Origin of the sequence: Streptomyces sp. NPDC051940 (assembly GCF_040680895.1) — a bacterium.
Lineage (GTDB): Bacteria > Actinomycetota > Actinomycetes > Streptomycetales > Streptomycetaceae > Streptomyces.
Genome location: NZ_JBFAXR010000099.1, coordinates 1 through 13,897, shown reverse-complemented (window position 1 = coordinate 13,897; position 13,897 = coordinate 1). Strand labels below are relative to the sequence as shown.

Below are 13,897 nucleotides of genomic sequence, written 5' to 3'. Positions count from 1 at the left end.
CGACGATCAAGGGTTTCCCGGAGACCACGACGATGTGGTCCGGAAACGACGAAGGGACGCCGAAGCGTCCCTTGCAGCAATCCTCAAGCGGTTATCGAACACGCTGACAGGAGATCTGTCAGGTGAGCGCAGGCTCCGCCTGGGGTACGTCGACGTTGTCGAGCACCATGTCGCCGTGATGGGCGGCGGCGGCGAGCATGTCGTTCTCGGCCTGGATGCGTACGAGCTCATGCTCCAGGTCCTGGACACGCTGCTGCAGCCGTCGCATCTCGGCGATCAGTCGCGGATCGGTGCCGCCGACGTAACCGAGAAGCGCCTTTGCCATGATTGAAGGTCCTCCACACTGAGTGACCGACCGAGCGGTGTGGGTCGTGAGGGATAGGCACCCGCGGTTGTCCGCCTCTGCCCCTTGTGTGATCAGGTGCGACCTGAGCCCGGAGGGCATCGCAAACAGCTAGGGTGCGCGGGCTTCCAGCGTCTCACCAAATACTTTGACGGTCAACACGATCACGCCCCGTATCCGCGGGCGCAGGGCAGGCAGGCGCGCCGGGGGGCGTGTGGACCAGTCGGTCGGGGGCAGCCTTCCATGGCCGGGCCGAGTTGGCAACCAGCAGGTCACCCCTACCGTACGGGGATAACTGCAGGGGGCAGTCAGCGGATCTCGAAAGTCGGATAACCGCCGCGCGGCGAGTCCCAGATCTCGGTCACCCCGTCGACCCGCCCGGGCGTGTCGGCACCTGTCAACCACGCCAGCAGCCGCTCACAGGACTCCTTGGGCCCCTCGGCCACCACCTGCACCCGGCCGTCAGTGAGATTCGTCGCAAAGCCGGCCAGCCCGCCGATCTCCAGCGCGGTGGCCCGGGTGTACCAGCGGAAGCCAACTCCCTGGACACGGCCGCGAATCCACGCGGTCAGCCGCACCTCGGGCACTGCGCTCTCAGGTTCGTTCACAACCCCACGCTATCCGGACAATTGCTCGACATCGGCATCGGGGATGCCGGGATGGGTTAGAGTCGCGGGTCAATGAATTATCACTCGTGTGAGTGATGGTCATGACTGCAATTGACGTCAAGCCGCGTGAGGAATGAGCCGGATGGGACGCCACCGACGCTCCGCAGACACTACTGGATCTGTTTCCGTGGTGACGCACGAGGGGGGCCGTCCGGCGGGCAGAGGGCAGCACCGCAGGCAGAGCCCCGCCCGCGCCGGAATGCTGGGCGCCTCCGCGGCGGTCGCCGTCGGCGCGCTCGCGCTCGGCGGCTCGGCCGTCGTGGGCAGCGGCGGGGGTGACGGGGACTCGGGCGGCGACCGAATAGAGGCGGGCGACAGCGCGTCCCTGGAGAGCCAGACGGCCGGCCAGTCGCCGACGAGCGAGTCGGCGTCCCCGTCGCCGTCCTCCTCCCCCTCGACGACCTCGCCGAAGCCGTCGGCCTCGCCTTCGACGAAGGCGCCCGCGCCTGCGCCGAAGAAGACGACCGAGCAGAAGACGGCGGCCCCCGCCCCCACGACGGCGGCGCCCGCCCCCACGACGAAGGCCCCGCAGGCGACGAAGCCGGCCCCCAAGCCGGCGGACACGACGGCCGCGATCGAGGCGGAGGTCCTGAAGCTCGTCAACCAGGAGCGCTCGAAGGCCGGCTGCCAGCCGCTCACGGCGGACACGGCCCTCGCGAAGCTGGCCGGCGACTTCAGCGCGGACATGGCCCAGCGGGACTTCTTCGACCACACCGACCCCGACGGCGACGACCCCTGGGAGCGCGCGGAGGCCGCGGGCATCTCGAACCTCGGCGGCGAGAACATCGCCCGGGGCCAGAACGACGCCCAGGCGGTGATGGACGCGTGGATGGCCTCGGAGGGCCACCGGGCGAACATCCTGAACTGCGACTTCAAAACCCTCGGCGTGGGCGTGTACCTGGCGGACGGCGGTCCTTGGTGGACGCAGGACTTCGGTTATTGATATAGCCGCAGGTCAGGGGCCTATCCAGCCTCTTGGGCCGCGTCCGGCCGTCTTCTGTGTGGCCGGGAGTTCCCAGCGCGCGATCCACGGCGGCCCGCGTTCGGCTCTCGCTGGACGGCATGAGATGTGTGTACGTCCGCGGGGTGAAGCCCGGGTCATGGTGGCCGAGGTACTCACTCAGGGCCTTGATGCTCTCCCCCGCATCCAACAGGACCGAAGCGTAGAAGTGCCTCAGCGCGCGCATCCCGTTCTCCCGCGTAGCGGGGACGCCGGCGGCGCGAAGCGCGGGCTTCCACAAGCGGTGATCAAGTCGGCCCGCACGCGACGACAGCCGACAGTCCGAGGAGAACCGATCGGGCCGGGTCCGGTCGGGTCCACGACTTTTAGACAGCCACCATGGGGCGGGACCCTAAGATCACGAGGCCCGATCGGGCATTGTGGGCAGGCCAGGAAGCCAGCCCGATCGCGGGTCAGCTTAGGGCCTCGTGATCTCCCGCCCCATGGCAGCTCCAGTCCAAAAGTCGCTCCGCCGACCTCTCGCTACGGTTCCCCCATGAGCGAAGATCCGATCATTATCAAGCTGTCGCGCGATCAAGCGTTTGTGCTCTCGGACTGGCTGTACGACGTGACGATGAAGTCCGACAAATTGAGCGCCATCGTGGGAGACAGATCGGTTTGGTCTCCGCTGCACACGATCGCGGGCACGCTCGACAAATCCTTGGCCGAGATCTTCATGCCGGACTACGGCACGCGCCTTGAGGAGGCCCGGCGGAGACTGATCGAAGTCATGGGCGACGACGACGAGGCCGGCGAAGCAGCGCCCGCGTCGTAGTCGGGCCTACCTGGGGCCGTCTCTGGGATGTGCGAGGTCTGCCAACAACGACCAACACTCACGGCCATTGACAATCGACCCGCAGGTCAGAGGTGCGGTTGGAGGCCACCCCGCAGGTCAGCAACCCGGCCCATCACTTCTTCGGTTATTGAGCCTTCGCGCCGGGCCTGCGCCGGCTTGGCCGGCAGGGTTGCGGCACCGCTCGACGGCGTCGCGGTGCGTGCAGACCTGCTCGCACGTTGGGCGGGCGGTACGAGCTGGAGACGCCGCTGGGCCGCGGCGGGAACAGCGCACGCGCGGACGACTGGAGCGCGAGGGCCAGACGGGCGCCGCCCTGCAGCGTCCGGGCATCACCACGGTGTACGACATGAGCCTCCGCGCTGTGGCGTAGGCGGATGGTGGATCGGGGCGACCTCACCGAGGGTGGCGAGGTGTCCGTGGAATGGGTGCACGGCCCCACGGTGGACACCCGCCCTCAACCCGGGACGTGCGAGGTACTTCAAGGCACGAACACCACCCGCGCTCCGCCGCTCCCCTCCCCCCACGCCGCCCCCACATCCGACAGGGGCCGCGCCTCCGTCGCGATGCGGATGGCTCCCGAGCCCGCGTCCGTCAGCAGGGCCCCGAACGCCGACATCGCCTCCGCCGGGGACGGTGACGTGCCCGTGCCCGAGCCGACTATCTCCAGGGGCGTCGAGCGGAGGGTGTTCGCGTTCAGGGAGATCGCGTCGCCCGCGACCTGGCCGACCTGCACGTGCAGGATCCGCTCGCGGTCGTCCGACGGGAACAGGTCCGGGCTCGTGAGGGCCTGGAACAGGGCCTGGGCCGGGGCGCCCCAGACGTAGTCGAGGACGAGGTCGTACGGGTGCGCCGCGGCCGACGCGGAGAACGCCTCCACGAGCTCCGGCGCGGGCACGTCGAGCCGGAGCACCTCGTCCGCGCCGAGGGAGCGCAGCTCCGCGAGCACCGCCTCGTTGCGCCCGGCGGCGATGACGTGCCCGGCCCCGTGCCGCTTCGCCAGCTGGACCGCGATCCGGCCGGAGGCACCCGTCGCGCCCAGTACCAGGACCGTCTGGCCCGGGCGGAGGCCGCCGCGCCACACCAGCGACTTCCACGCCGCCATGCCCGGGTTCGCCACCGCCGCCGCGGTGACGTCGTCGACCTCGTCGGGCACCGGCACCCACAGGCCCGCGCGGACCAGCGCCCGCTCCGCCATGCCGCCGTACGGGCGGACCGGGGCGAAGAACACCACCCGCCGCCCGTCGTCCAGCCGGCCGACGCCGTCGGCCCCCGCCACGACCGGGAACTCCCGGTACGCCGCGTAGTGCGAGCCGTCCGCCATCCAGCGGTCGATGGGCTTCAGGGCCGCCGCGAGCACCTCGACGACCGCCTCCCCCTGGCCGGCGACGGGCTCGGGGAACGTCTCGTACCTCGGGGTCTCCCCCAGCTTGTGCAGGACTGCCGCACGCATACCGATCACTCCTTAACATCGTTAAGTTGACGACGCTCCGAGTATGGACTTAACAACGTTAAGGAGTCAATGGGGTTTGCTGAACAGCGTTAAAGTGAGGTCCGCGAAAGCGGAAGGGAGGGACCCCCAATGGCCCTGGACAGAGAGCTGGTCGTACGCACCGCCCTGCGGCTCATGGACGCGACCGGCATCGACGGGCTCACCCTCCGCAAGATCGCCGCCGAACTGAACGTGCAGGCCCCCGCGCTCTACTGGCACTTCAAGAACAAGCAGGCGCTCATCGACGCCATGGCCACGACCGTCCTCCTCGATGTCGCCGAGGAGGCCGGCCTGCCCGCCACCGGCGACCAGTGGCGCGAGCACTCCGCCGCGTACATGCGCGCCCTGCGGCGCGGGCTCCTCGCCCACCGCGACGGGGCCAAGGTCTTCAGCGGTACGCATCTGGACGACGCGCGGATGTACGACGTGATGGAGGCGGGGCTCGCGCTGATGACCGAGGCGGGCTTCGGCACGGCGGACGCGGCGCTGGCGATGAACACCCTGTACTGCTTCACCGTCGGCTTCGCCGTCGAGGAACAGGCCGTACACCCGCGGCCCGGCGAGGCGGACGAGCGCTACGAGCCCGCGGCCCGGGCGGAGCGGATCGGCGCGGAGGAACGGCCGCGGATGGCCGCGGCGGGCGAGGCGCTGTTCGGGGACTTCGACGCGCGGTTCGAGACGGGCCTGCAGATCGTGCTGGCGGGAATCGACGCCCGGCGCGGACAGCTCACGCCGGGGAACTGACGGCGACGAGTTCCACCTCGAAGCCGTCGTCATGCCGGCCGGAGGTGAGGCCCTGGCACTGCTCCAGGACGATGTACGTCGGTCCGAGCCGCCAACTAGCGCGGGAGGGCCAGGTCTGGAAGCGGGCGTAGCCCAGGGCGCTGAACAGCCGGCCCAGGGAGTGCGAGGCGCGCTCGAGGTCGGGTACCCAGGGCTCGACGTGGTGCAGCGTGCCGTGGACCGGCGGCGTCGCCACGCCCTCTCACCGCGCCCGCGGGGGGCGCTGGCAGCGGGGGCAGAAGTAGCTGGAGCGGTTCATCCAGGGGCGGCGGCGGATGGGGGTGCCGCAGCGGCGGCAGGGTTCGTCCTCGCGGCCGTAGGCGTCCAGGGAGCGGTCGAAGTAGCCGGACTCGCCGTTGACGTTGACGTAGAGGGAGTCGAAGCTCGTGCCGCCCTGGGCCAGGGCCGCGTTCATCACGTCGCGGACGTGGCCGAGGAGTTCCGCCGTGCGGGGGCGGGTGAAGCCGGCGGTCTCGCGCTCGTAGTGGACGCGGGCGCGCCAGAGGGCCTCGTCGGCGTAGATGTTGCCGACACCGCTGATCAGGGACTGGTCGAGGAGCGCGCGTTTGATCGTCGTGCGCTTGCGGCGCAGCGCGGTCGCGAACGCGTCGTCGTCGAAGGCGGGATCGAGCGGGTCGCGGGCGATGTGCGCGATGACGTCCGGGAGGCCGTCCGCCGTTTCCGGGTGGAGGGAGAGCCCGCCGAAGGTCCGCTGGTCGACGAATCGGAGTTCCAGTTCCGTGCCGCCCGCCGCGTCAGCCGTGTCCGCGAAGCGGACGCGGATCCGCAGGTGCTTCTCGTCGGGGGCCGTCTCCGGCCGGACCAGGAGCTGTCCGCTCATGCCGAGATGGGCGAGCAGGGAGCGGCCCTCGCCGGCCAGCGGGATCCACAGGTACTTGCCGCGGCGCTGCGGCTCACCGAGCGTGTGGCCCTTGAGCACCGCGCTGAAGTCCTCGCCGCCGTCGGCATGCCGGCGTACGGCGCGCGGGTGCAGGACCTGCACCTCGGCGATCGTGCGGCCGGCGATCCAGCGCGCCAGCCCACGCCGTACGACCTCGACCTCGGGCAGCTCGGGCACCGGTCCCCCTCTTTCGTACGAGACAACGCCGACGGGCGCCGCCCGTCCCCGAAGAGACGGCCGGCGCCCTGGAACGCCTTACGCGGACGCCGAAGCGCCCTCCGCGGAGGCGGAGTCGGAGGCCGCGCGCGCGTCGGCAGCCGCGCGGATCTCCCGCCAGGCGGTCTCCGCCGCCTGCTGTTCCGCTTCCTTCTTGCTGCGGCCAGTGCCAGTGCCGTACGCGACACCACCGACGCGAGCTGCAGCCGTGAAGGTCTTCTCGTGGTCGGGGCCGGTCTCCGTGACGACGTACTCGGGCACGCCGAGGCCCTCCGCCGCGGTGAGCTCCTGGAGGGAGGTCTTCCAGTCCAGGCCCGCGCCGAGGTTCGACGACTTCTCGATCAGCGGATCGAAGAGCCGGTGGATCAGCTCCGAGGCCGCGTCCAGACCCTGGTCGAGGTACACCGCCCCGATGACCGCCTCCAGCGTGTCCGCGAGGATCGACGCCTTGTTGCGGCCGCCCGTGCCCTCTTCGCCCTTGCCGAGACGCACGAACGCGCCCAGGTCCAGGCCGCGGCCGACGTCGGCCAGCGCGCGGGAGTTGACCACGGCCGCACGCAGCTTGGCCAGCTGGCCCTCGGGCAGCTCGGGGTGGGTGTTGTAGAGGGTGTCGGTGACGACCAGGCCGAGGACGGAGTCACCGAGGAACTCCAGCCGCTCGTTGGTCGGCAGCCCGCCGTTCTCGTAGGCGTACGACCGGTGGGTCAGCGCACGCACCAGAAGGGCGGACTCGAGCTGGTAGCCGAGCCGCCCTTCCAGAAGCGTGTGGGACGAGGCTTTGTTGTCGGACGACATATCAGCCGTATCCCTCTCGCCCGTCAGACCTCGAGGACCTGACGCTTGTTGTACGTGCCGCAGCTCGGGCACGCGATGTGCTGCTGCTTCGGCTCGTGGCAGCGCTCGCACGCCACAAGGGTCGGAACCGCAGCCTTCCACTGCGAACGGCGGTGGCGCGTGTTGCTGCGCGACATCTTCCGCTTGGGAACAGCCACGGCTACTTCTCCTGGTTCTCGTCGGCACCGTCGACGGCACCGCTGATGTCGATATCCTGCAGGGCCGCCCAACGGATGTCGGTGACCTCATGGTGGTGGTCCGGGTCGTCCGCGAGCCTCGCTCCGCACTGGGAGCACAGGCCGGGGCAGTCGTCCTGGCACACCGGCTGCAGCGGCAGTGCGAGCACCACCGCGTCGCGCAGCACGGGCTCGAGGTCGAACAGGTCGTCCTCGAGGTAGTACGTCTCCTGCTCGGACTCCTCGTCATCGGGCTGCGTGTCGAAGACACGACCCCGGTGATCGGACTCCGGGTAGGAGTACATCTCCTGGAAGTCCACATCGAGCTCCTGCTCGATGGGCTCCAGACACCTTACGCATTCACCCTTCACCGATGCATGGGCGGTGCCTGTGACAAGCACCCCTTCCATGACCGACTCGAGCCGGAGGTCCAGCTCGACGGGAGCGCCCTCGGGCACCCCGATGACCTCGATGCCGAGATCGGCGGGGGCCGCCAGGGAGCGGGTCAGCTTCTTCATCGCACCGGGACGACGACCCAGCTCCCGTGTGTCGAACACGAGAGGCGCGCGGTGATCCAGTCGGGCGTTCAGAGCTTCCTGCTTTCGTACTCCCCGCCGGTATACGGGCAGGGAAGGGCGACGCGAACATTCAGGATACTGGACGATCGCTTCTCGTCCCAATCCGGAGTCGGATCGTCCTGATCTGGAGACGGGCCGTCCGTGCGGGCGGGACGGGGTCAGCGTCCCTGGTCATCATATTGGCGCAGCTGTTCGAGGTCGATCATGCCGGTGTCGAAGAGGCTCGTCTCGTCCAGCGCCGCGGTCTGGCCGGTGTGCTGCCAGCCGCCCTGGGCGTCGTGGCCGCCCTGGGGCTGGTGCTGCTGCCAGTACGCGTCCTGCTGGCCGTGACCGTAGCCCTGCTGCTGGGCGGAGGCGGCGGAAGCGTCTGCGTACTGCGGCTGCTGCACCCCGTACGGGTCCTGGTACTGCTGGTCGTAACCGGCGGTCTGCTGGTCGTAGCCGCCGGTCTGCTGGTCGTAACCGCCCTGCTGCCCGCCGTAGCCCGCGGGCTGCTGACCGTAGTACTGCGGCTGCTCCGGTACGGGGATCTGGTCCGGGATCGCGCCCTGCTCGGGCGCCGCCGCCTGGTGCGGGCGCTGCTGGGTGGCCGCCAGGTCCGCGAGGTAGCCGTCGTCCGACATCTGGTGCGGGATCGCCGGGCCCTCCTCCTGGCCGGCGATGTGGGCGGCGAGGTCGTCGATGGGCTTGACCCGGCCCTCGAGCTTCTGCCGGCCGCGGCCGACCGCCTCCAGGGTCTTGGTCAGCACGTTCTCGAAGGCGCGGAACTGGGCCTCGATGTAGTCGTCGGCGCGGCGCCGCTGCTCCATCGGGTCGGCGCTGCGCTCGGGGGCCTCGTCGAAGCCCTCGACGTCGTCGAAGCCGGGGTCGTGGCCGAGCAGCTTGGCGCGGCCGCGGTCGACGGAGCCGACGGTCTTGGAGAGGACCACCTCGAAGTTGGCGAGCTTGCTGTCGACGTAGTCGTCGGCGTCGGCGCGGATACCGGCGGCCTCCTGGCGGGCCTCGGCGACGATCCGCTCCGCCTCCTCCTGGGCCCGGCGCGCCATCTCCGTCTGCGAGAGCAGCTCACCGCGCTGGCTGTGCGCCTGCTCGACGATCCGCTCGGCCTCCTGGCGGGCCTGCTCGACCAGCTGCTCGCGGCCGCCGATCAGCTCCTGGGCCTGGGCGAGTGAGCCGGGCAGGGCCTGACGTACCTCCTCGAGCATCTCGAGCAGCTCGGTACGGTTGATCACGCAGGATGCCGACATCGGCATGGACCTGGCGCCCTCAACGGCCGCGACGATGTCGTCGAGCCTCATCTGTACGTCCATGACGGGAGACTCTACGGCTTTTCACCGTGCACGTGCAGCGGCACGTGAATCACGGGAGTCCGTCCGGCCGTTCAGTCCCTCGCCAGCCGCGCCGCGAGCGCCTCCTGGACCACCGGCGGGACATGGTCGGAGACGTCGCCGCCCCAGGCGGCCACCTCCTTGACCAGGCTGGAGGAGAGGAAGCTGTGCAGCGGGTTGGTGGGGATGAAGATGGTCTCCACGCCGGACAGGCCGTGGTTCATCTGGGCCATCTGGAGTTCGTAGTCGAAGTCCGAGACCGCCCGCAGGCCCTTGACGATGGCGGGGATGTCGCGCTGCTTGCAGAAGTCGACGAGGAGGCCGTGGTACGACTCGACCTTCACGTTGCCGTACTCCGCGGTGCACCGGCGGATCAGGTCGATCCGCTCCTCGACGCTGAACAGGCCCTTCTTCGACTGGTTGATCATCACGGTGACGTAGACCTCGTCGTACAGCTTCGAGGCGCGGGCGATGATGTCGAGGTGTCCGTTGGTGATCGGGTCGAAGGACCCGGGACAGACTGCGCGGCGCACGAGCCCTGCCTTTCTGGTGCGAGGTGGCGTTCCGTCGAGAGCGTCCCCGCTCTCCCGGTCGGTCATGAGGCGGCGCGACCGTACCAGAGGGTGCCTTCGCCGTACTTGCGCGACCGCAGTGCGTCGAAACCGCCCGGCCAGTGGAACTCGCCGCCCCGTGTACTGCGCTCCACGGTGGCGAGCGCGTCGTCCGTGAGCCAGCCCTCGGTGCGGAGTGTGAGGAGGATCTCCCGTACGGCGTCGTCCGTGACGGCGTACGGGGGGTCCACGAAGACCAGATCGTACGGCTGTGCGGGCGGCGCTCCCGTGATGACCTGTTCGGCCTTGGCGGCGCGGACCTCGGCGCCCGGCAGGCGCAGGCCGCGGACGTTGTCCCGGATGGTGCGGACCGCGCGCGCGTCCGCCTCGACGATCAGCGCGTGTGCGGCGCCGCGCGACAGGGCCTCCAGGCCCACGGCGCCCGAACCGCCGTACAGATCGAGCACGCGCAGCCCCGTGAGCGGGCCGTGGAGGGACTCCCAGGTGGAGAAGAGACCCTCGCGCGCCCGGTCGGAGGTGGGGCGGGTCCCGTTCCCCGGGGGGACGGCAAGCCGCCGCCCGCCGGCGGTCCCGGCGATCACGCGTGTCATGGGGTCCAGCCTAGGAGACGGGCCGGGGGCGGCGCCTGGCGGGATGCGGGCGTGGCCCCGGCCCTTGTCGTGGCGTCAGCCCTTGTCGAGGTACTCCTCCCGCTCCGCGTCCAGCAGGCTCTGCAGGGCGCTCTTCAGTTCGGGGTACGCCGTGAGCTCCGGGTCCTCGGCGACGATCGCCGTCGCCGACTCGCGGGCGGCCGCGATGACCTCCTCGTCGTCGATGACCGCGAGCATCCGCAGCGAGGAGCGCGCGCCGGACTGGGCCTGGCCGAGGACGTCGCCCTCGCGGCGCTGTTCGAGGTCGATACGGGAGAGTTCGAAGCCGTCCAGCGTGCCGGCGACCGCGTCGAGGCGGGCCCGGGCCGGGGAGCCCTCCGGTATCTCCGAGACCAGCAGGCACAGGCCCGCCGCGGCGCCGCGGCCGACGCGGCCGCGGAGCTGGTGCAGCTGGGAGACGCCGAAGCGGTCGGCGTCCATGATGACCATCACCGTGGCGTTGGGCACGTTCACGCCGACCTCGATGACCGTCGTGGCGACCAGGACGTCGACCTCGCCGGCGGCGAAGCGGCGCATCACGTCGTCCTTGGCGTCGGGGGCCATCCGGCCGTGCAGCATCTCGACCCGCAGGCCCTGGAGGGGGCCCGTCGTGAGCTGCTCGAGGATCTCCACCACAGCGAGCGGCGGGCGCTTCTCCGCCAGGTCCTCGGCGGACGGGGTCTCCGCGGACTTCTTCTTCGCGTCGGGCTCCTCGTCGCCGATCCGCGGGCACACGACGTACGCCTGATGTCCGGCCTCGGTCTCCTCGCGGACCCGCTCCCAGGTACGGGCGAGGAAGTGCGGCTTGTCGGCCGCGGGGACGACGTGGCTGGCGATCGGCGAGCGGCCGGCGGGGAGCTGGTCGAGGACGGAGGTCTCGAGGTCGCCGAAGACGGTCATCGCGACCGTGCGCGGGATCGGTGTGGCCGTCATGACCAGCAGGTGCGGTGGCTGCTTGCCCTTGCCGCGCAGGGCGTCGCGCTGCTCGACGCCGAAGCGGTGCTGCTCGTCGACGACGACCAGGCCCAGGTCGTGGAACTGGACCTTGTCCTCGATCAGCGCGTGCGTGCCGATGACGATGCCCGCCTCGCCCGTGGCGAGGTCGAGGAGCGCCTTGCGGCGGGCGGCGGCGCCCATGGAGCCGGTGAGCAGTACCACCTTCGTGCCGTGCGTGGAGCCGCCGAGCATGCCGCCCTCGGCGAGGTCGCCCATCATCTCCGTGATCGAGCGGTGGTGCTGCTGGGCGAGGACCTCGGTGGGGGCGAGCAGGGCGGTCTGGCCGCCGGAGTCGACGACGGCGAGCATGGCGCGCAGGGCGACCATCGTCTTGCCGGAGCCGACCTCGCCCTGGAGCAGGCGGTGCATCGGGTGTTCGGTGGCGAGGTCGGCGAAGATCTCGGCGGAGACCTGCTGCTGGCCCTCGGTGAGGGTGAAGGGCAGGCGGGCGTCGAAGTCCGCGAGGATGCCCTCGGGGCTGGGTGTGCGTGGGACGGCCGGGGTCTGGCTGTCCGCCAGCCGGCGGCGGGCGAGGGCGACCTGGAGGACGAACGCCTCGTCCCACTTCAGACGCTCGCGGGCGGTCGTGATGTCCGCCTTGCTACGGGGGCGGTGGACCTTCGTCAGCGCCTCGGGCAGCGTGGTGAGGCCGCGGGACTCGCGCAGGGTGTGCGGCACGGGGTCGACGACGCCCTCCCAGCGGGTGGCCTCCATCGTGCCCAGCACCACGTCCAGCGCCTGGTCGATCTGCCAGGAGGCGAGGCGGGCGCAGGCGGGGTAGATCGGGATGAGCTTGTTGGCCCACTCCTCGGCGGCCTGCGCGCCGCTGTCGGCGTCCAGCAGCTTGAACTCCGGGTGCTGGAGCTGGCGTTTGTGGTTGAAGACCGTGACCTTGCCGGCGAACAGGCCGCGGCGGCCGGGCAGCAGCTGCTTCTGCGGGTGGAACGCGCCGCGGCCGAAGAAGACGAGCGTGAGGCGGCCGCCGCCGTCCGTGATCACGACCTCGAGGCGTTTGCCGCGGCCGGTGCCCAGTATCGCGGCCTTCTCCACCTCGGCGACGACGGTGACGTGCTCGTCGAGCGGCAGCTCGCCGAGGCGGGTCAGCTCGCCGCGCTCGGCGTACCGCCGGGGGTAGTGGTGCAGCAGGTCTCCGACGGTGTGCAGGCCGAGCTGCTCGGCCATCACCTTCGCGGTGGGCGGACCGACGGTCTTCTTCAGGGGCTCATCCAGCACTGACACGTCATCCATTGCACACCATCGCACTGACACCCCGCCGCACGCCCGCCTTCCCTCGGGGCTCAGCCCCCGACCCCCGAAGCGGAAGCTGCGGGCGCGCGCAGCGGGGGTGTGCGCCTGCGGGGGTCCCCTCCGGGGGGGGGGAGGGCAGGAGACGAAGCTGGGGCGGGAGGTGGTGCGAAGGGGCGGTCGCCGCCCATCCGCAGGCCCCTGCTTCCCGGGGCTCCGCCCCGAGGCCCCCGAAACGAAAGCTGCCAGCGCGCGCAGCAGGACCGCGCGCCTGCGTTGGGGCGGTCCCCTCCCGGGGGGGAGGGCAGGAGACGAAGCGGGGGCGGGAGGTGGTGCGAAGGGGCGGTCGCCGCCCATCCGCAGACCCCTGCTTCCCGGGGCTCCGCCCCAGAGCCCCGGCGCGGAACCCATCCGGGCACGTCGGGACCGCGCGCCTGGCGGGGGTCCGCCGGGGGGGGAGAGCTTGAGACGAGGCGGGAGGGCACCGCCCATCTGCAGCCCCTCCTCCCCTGGGCTCCGCCCCGGGCCCGGGAGCGGAACCCGCCCGCGCGCTCACATCGCACACCTGCGGCAGGCGGTTCCTCCGCGGGAGGGCGGGGGACGAGGCGAGGGGCGGTCGCCGCCCGTCCGCGTGCTCCCGCCACCTGGGGCTCGGCCCGGCCCCCGCAAGCAGAACCCGGCGCAACGAGACCCCGTGCAGGCGGGGGTCCCCTCCCCGGGAGGGCGGGAGACCAGGTGAGGCGGTCCCCGCCCACCCGCGACCCCCGCCGGGCTGGGATCCCTTCCCGAGGGCGGGAAGCGGGGGCGGGGGATAGGGCGAGCGGGCGGGCCCGTCCAGCCGCGGGCCCCTGCCGCCCGGGTTGTGCCCCGAATACAGAGCGGCACCCCGGGCGCGACCACACCCTGGCGACGGGGGTTCCCTCGGGGGGAAGGCGGGAGACAGAGCAAGTAGGCGGGCACCGTCCAGCCGCCAGCCCGGGCCGGAGCGGAGTCGTCCGCGTGCCCATCGGGGCCGCACCCCTGCGGGTGGGACGGCCCGAGCTGGTCTGGCCGGGACGGGATTGACCCGGGCGGCCCGGGGAGGAAGCGGCTGGTGCCGGGCTGGGAGCTCGCAGCGGGCCCGGCCTCAGCCCGGAACGGGCGGGGCTGAGGCCGAGAGCCGGCCGGGCCGGGTCCTGGAACGGCCGGGTGGCCGCCCGGAACCCGCCGGGACGGAGGTCCGAAGCCCGGCGAGGCGAGGCCCGGGGCCGGGGCGGAGGCCCGAAGCCCGGCCGGGCAGGGCCCGGGGGCGGGGCGGAGGCCCGAAGCCCGGCCGGGCAGGGCCCGGGGGCGGGGCGGAGGCC

At 71.5% G+C, this 13,897-nt stretch carries 15 protein-coding genes and 1 pseudogene; 3 read left to right on the top strand and 13 right to left on the bottom strand.

Annotated elements, in window-relative coordinates; genetic code table 11:
* Window positions 1-118 precede the first annotated feature (118 nt).
* A complete protein-coding gene (locus tag AB0M28_RS29605) occupies window positions 119-325 on the bottom strand; it encodes a hypothetical protein (protein WP_365411636.1) in 207 nt (68 codons plus the stop codon).
* A 326-nt stretch (window positions 326-651) separates the two neighbouring features.
* Window positions 652-951 (bottom strand): acylphosphatase, encoded by a 300-nt coding sequence (locus tag AB0M28_RS29600; protein ID WP_365411633.1) that lies wholly within the window; start codon window positions 949-951, stop codon window positions 652-654.
* A gap of 187 nt (window positions 952-1,138) precedes the next feature.
* On the opposite strand from AB0M28_RS29600, the gene AB0M28_RS29595 reads away from it, so the two are divergent.
* Entirely contained in the window at window positions 1,139-1,954 is an 816-nt protein-coding gene (locus AB0M28_RS29595) for a CAP domain-containing protein (RefSeq protein WP_365411630.1), read from the top strand.
* Here AB0M28_RS29595 and AB0M28_RS29590 read toward each other — a convergent pair.
* A pseudogene (locus tag AB0M28_RS29590) lies at window positions 1,884-2,216 on the bottom strand (hypothetical protein); the annotation flags it as partial. The gene AB0M28_RS29595 and the pseudogene AB0M28_RS29590 sit on opposite strands and share 71 nt — an antisense overlap.
* 291 nt (window positions 2,217-2,507) lie before the next feature.
* Here AB0M28_RS29590 and AB0M28_RS29585 point away from each other — a divergent pair.
* Window positions 2,508-2,786 carry a hypothetical protein gene (locus tag AB0M28_RS29585; RefSeq protein WP_365411627.1) on the top strand — a complete coding sequence of 93 codons (279 nt, stop codon included), beginning with the start codon at window positions 2,508-2,510 and terminating at the stop codon, window positions 2,784-2,786.
* 499 nt (window positions 2,787-3,285) lie between these two features.
* Here AB0M28_RS29585 and AB0M28_RS29580 read toward each other — a convergent pair whose 3' ends face one another.
* Window positions 3,286-4,257: a zinc-binding alcohol dehydrogenase family protein gene (locus AB0M28_RS29580; RefSeq protein WP_365411624.1), complete on the bottom strand. Its 972-nt coding sequence runs from the start codon at window positions 4,255-4,257 to the stop codon at window positions 3,286-3,288.
* Window positions 4,258-4,386: 129 nt separating this feature from the next.
* Between AB0M28_RS29580 and AB0M28_RS29575 the strand changes: the two genes are divergently transcribed.
* Entirely contained in the window at window positions 4,387-5,040 is a 654-nt protein-coding gene (locus AB0M28_RS29575) for a TetR/AcrR family transcriptional regulator C-terminal domain-containing protein (protein WP_365411621.1), read from the top strand.
* On the opposite strand, the gene AB0M28_RS29570 is transcribed toward AB0M28_RS29575, so the two are convergent.
* The 9 genes from AB0M28_RS29570 to recG form a co-directional block, all read right to left on the bottom strand.
* Entirely contained in the window at window positions 5,024-5,275 is a 252-nt protein-coding gene (locus AB0M28_RS29570) for a hypothetical protein (RefSeq protein ID WP_365411618.1), read from the bottom strand. The two genes, AB0M28_RS29575 and AB0M28_RS29570, sit on opposite strands and share 17 nt — an antisense overlap.
* 6 nt (window positions 5,276-5,281) lie before the next feature.
* On the bottom strand, window positions 5,282-6,157 hold the full coding sequence (gene mutM, locus AB0M28_RS29565) for a bifunctional DNA-formamidopyrimidine glycosylase/DNA-(apurinic or apyrimidinic site) lyase (protein WP_365411615.1): 876 nt from the start codon (window positions 6,155-6,157) through the stop codon (window positions 5,282-5,284).
* 78 nt (window positions 6,158-6,235) lie between these two features.
* Window positions 6,236-6,991 (bottom strand): ribonuclease III, encoded by a 756-nt coding sequence (rnc, locus tag AB0M28_RS29560; protein WP_365411612.1) that lies wholly within the window; start codon window positions 6,989-6,991, stop codon window positions 6,236-6,238.
* 23 nt (window positions 6,992-7,014) lie between these two features.
* Entirely contained in the window at window positions 7,015-7,188 is a 174-nt protein-coding gene (gene rpmF, locus AB0M28_RS29555; protein WP_003951102.1) for a 50S ribosomal protein L32, read from the bottom strand.
* Window positions 7,189-7,190: 2 nt separating this feature from the next.
* Window positions 7,191-7,835 carry a DUF177 domain-containing protein gene (locus AB0M28_RS29550; RefSeq protein ID WP_365411678.1) on the bottom strand — a complete coding sequence of 215 codons (645 nt, stop codon included), beginning with the start codon at window positions 7,833-7,835 and terminating at the stop codon, window positions 7,191-7,193.
* A 107-nt stretch (window positions 7,836-7,942) separates the two neighbouring features.
* Window positions 7,943-9,094, bottom strand: a complete 1,152-nt coding sequence (locus AB0M28_RS29545; RefSeq protein ID WP_365411609.1) for an ATP synthase F0 subunit B — start codon at window positions 9,092-9,094, stop codon at window positions 7,943-7,945.
* Between the two features lie 71 nt (window positions 9,095-9,165).
* Window positions 9,166-9,645 carry a pantetheine-phosphate adenylyltransferase gene (gene coaD / locus AB0M28_RS29540; RefSeq protein ID WP_365411606.1) on the bottom strand — a complete coding sequence of 160 codons (480 nt, stop codon included), beginning with the start codon at window positions 9,643-9,645 and terminating at the stop codon, window positions 9,166-9,168.
* Window positions 9,646-9,707: 62 nt separating this feature from the next.
* Complete coding sequence (gene rsmD / locus AB0M28_RS29535) at window positions 9,708-10,274, bottom strand: 16S rRNA (guanine(966)-N(2))-methyltransferase RsmD (protein WP_365411603.1); 567 nt, start codon at window positions 10,272-10,274, stop codon at window positions 9,708-9,710.
* 75 nt (window positions 10,275-10,349) lie between these two features.
* Complete coding sequence (gene recG / locus AB0M28_RS29530) at window positions 10,350-12,557, bottom strand: ATP-dependent DNA helicase RecG (RefSeq protein WP_365411600.1); 2,208 nt, start codon at window positions 12,555-12,557, stop codon at window positions 10,350-10,352.
* Window positions 12,558-13,897: the final 1,340 nt, after the last annotated feature.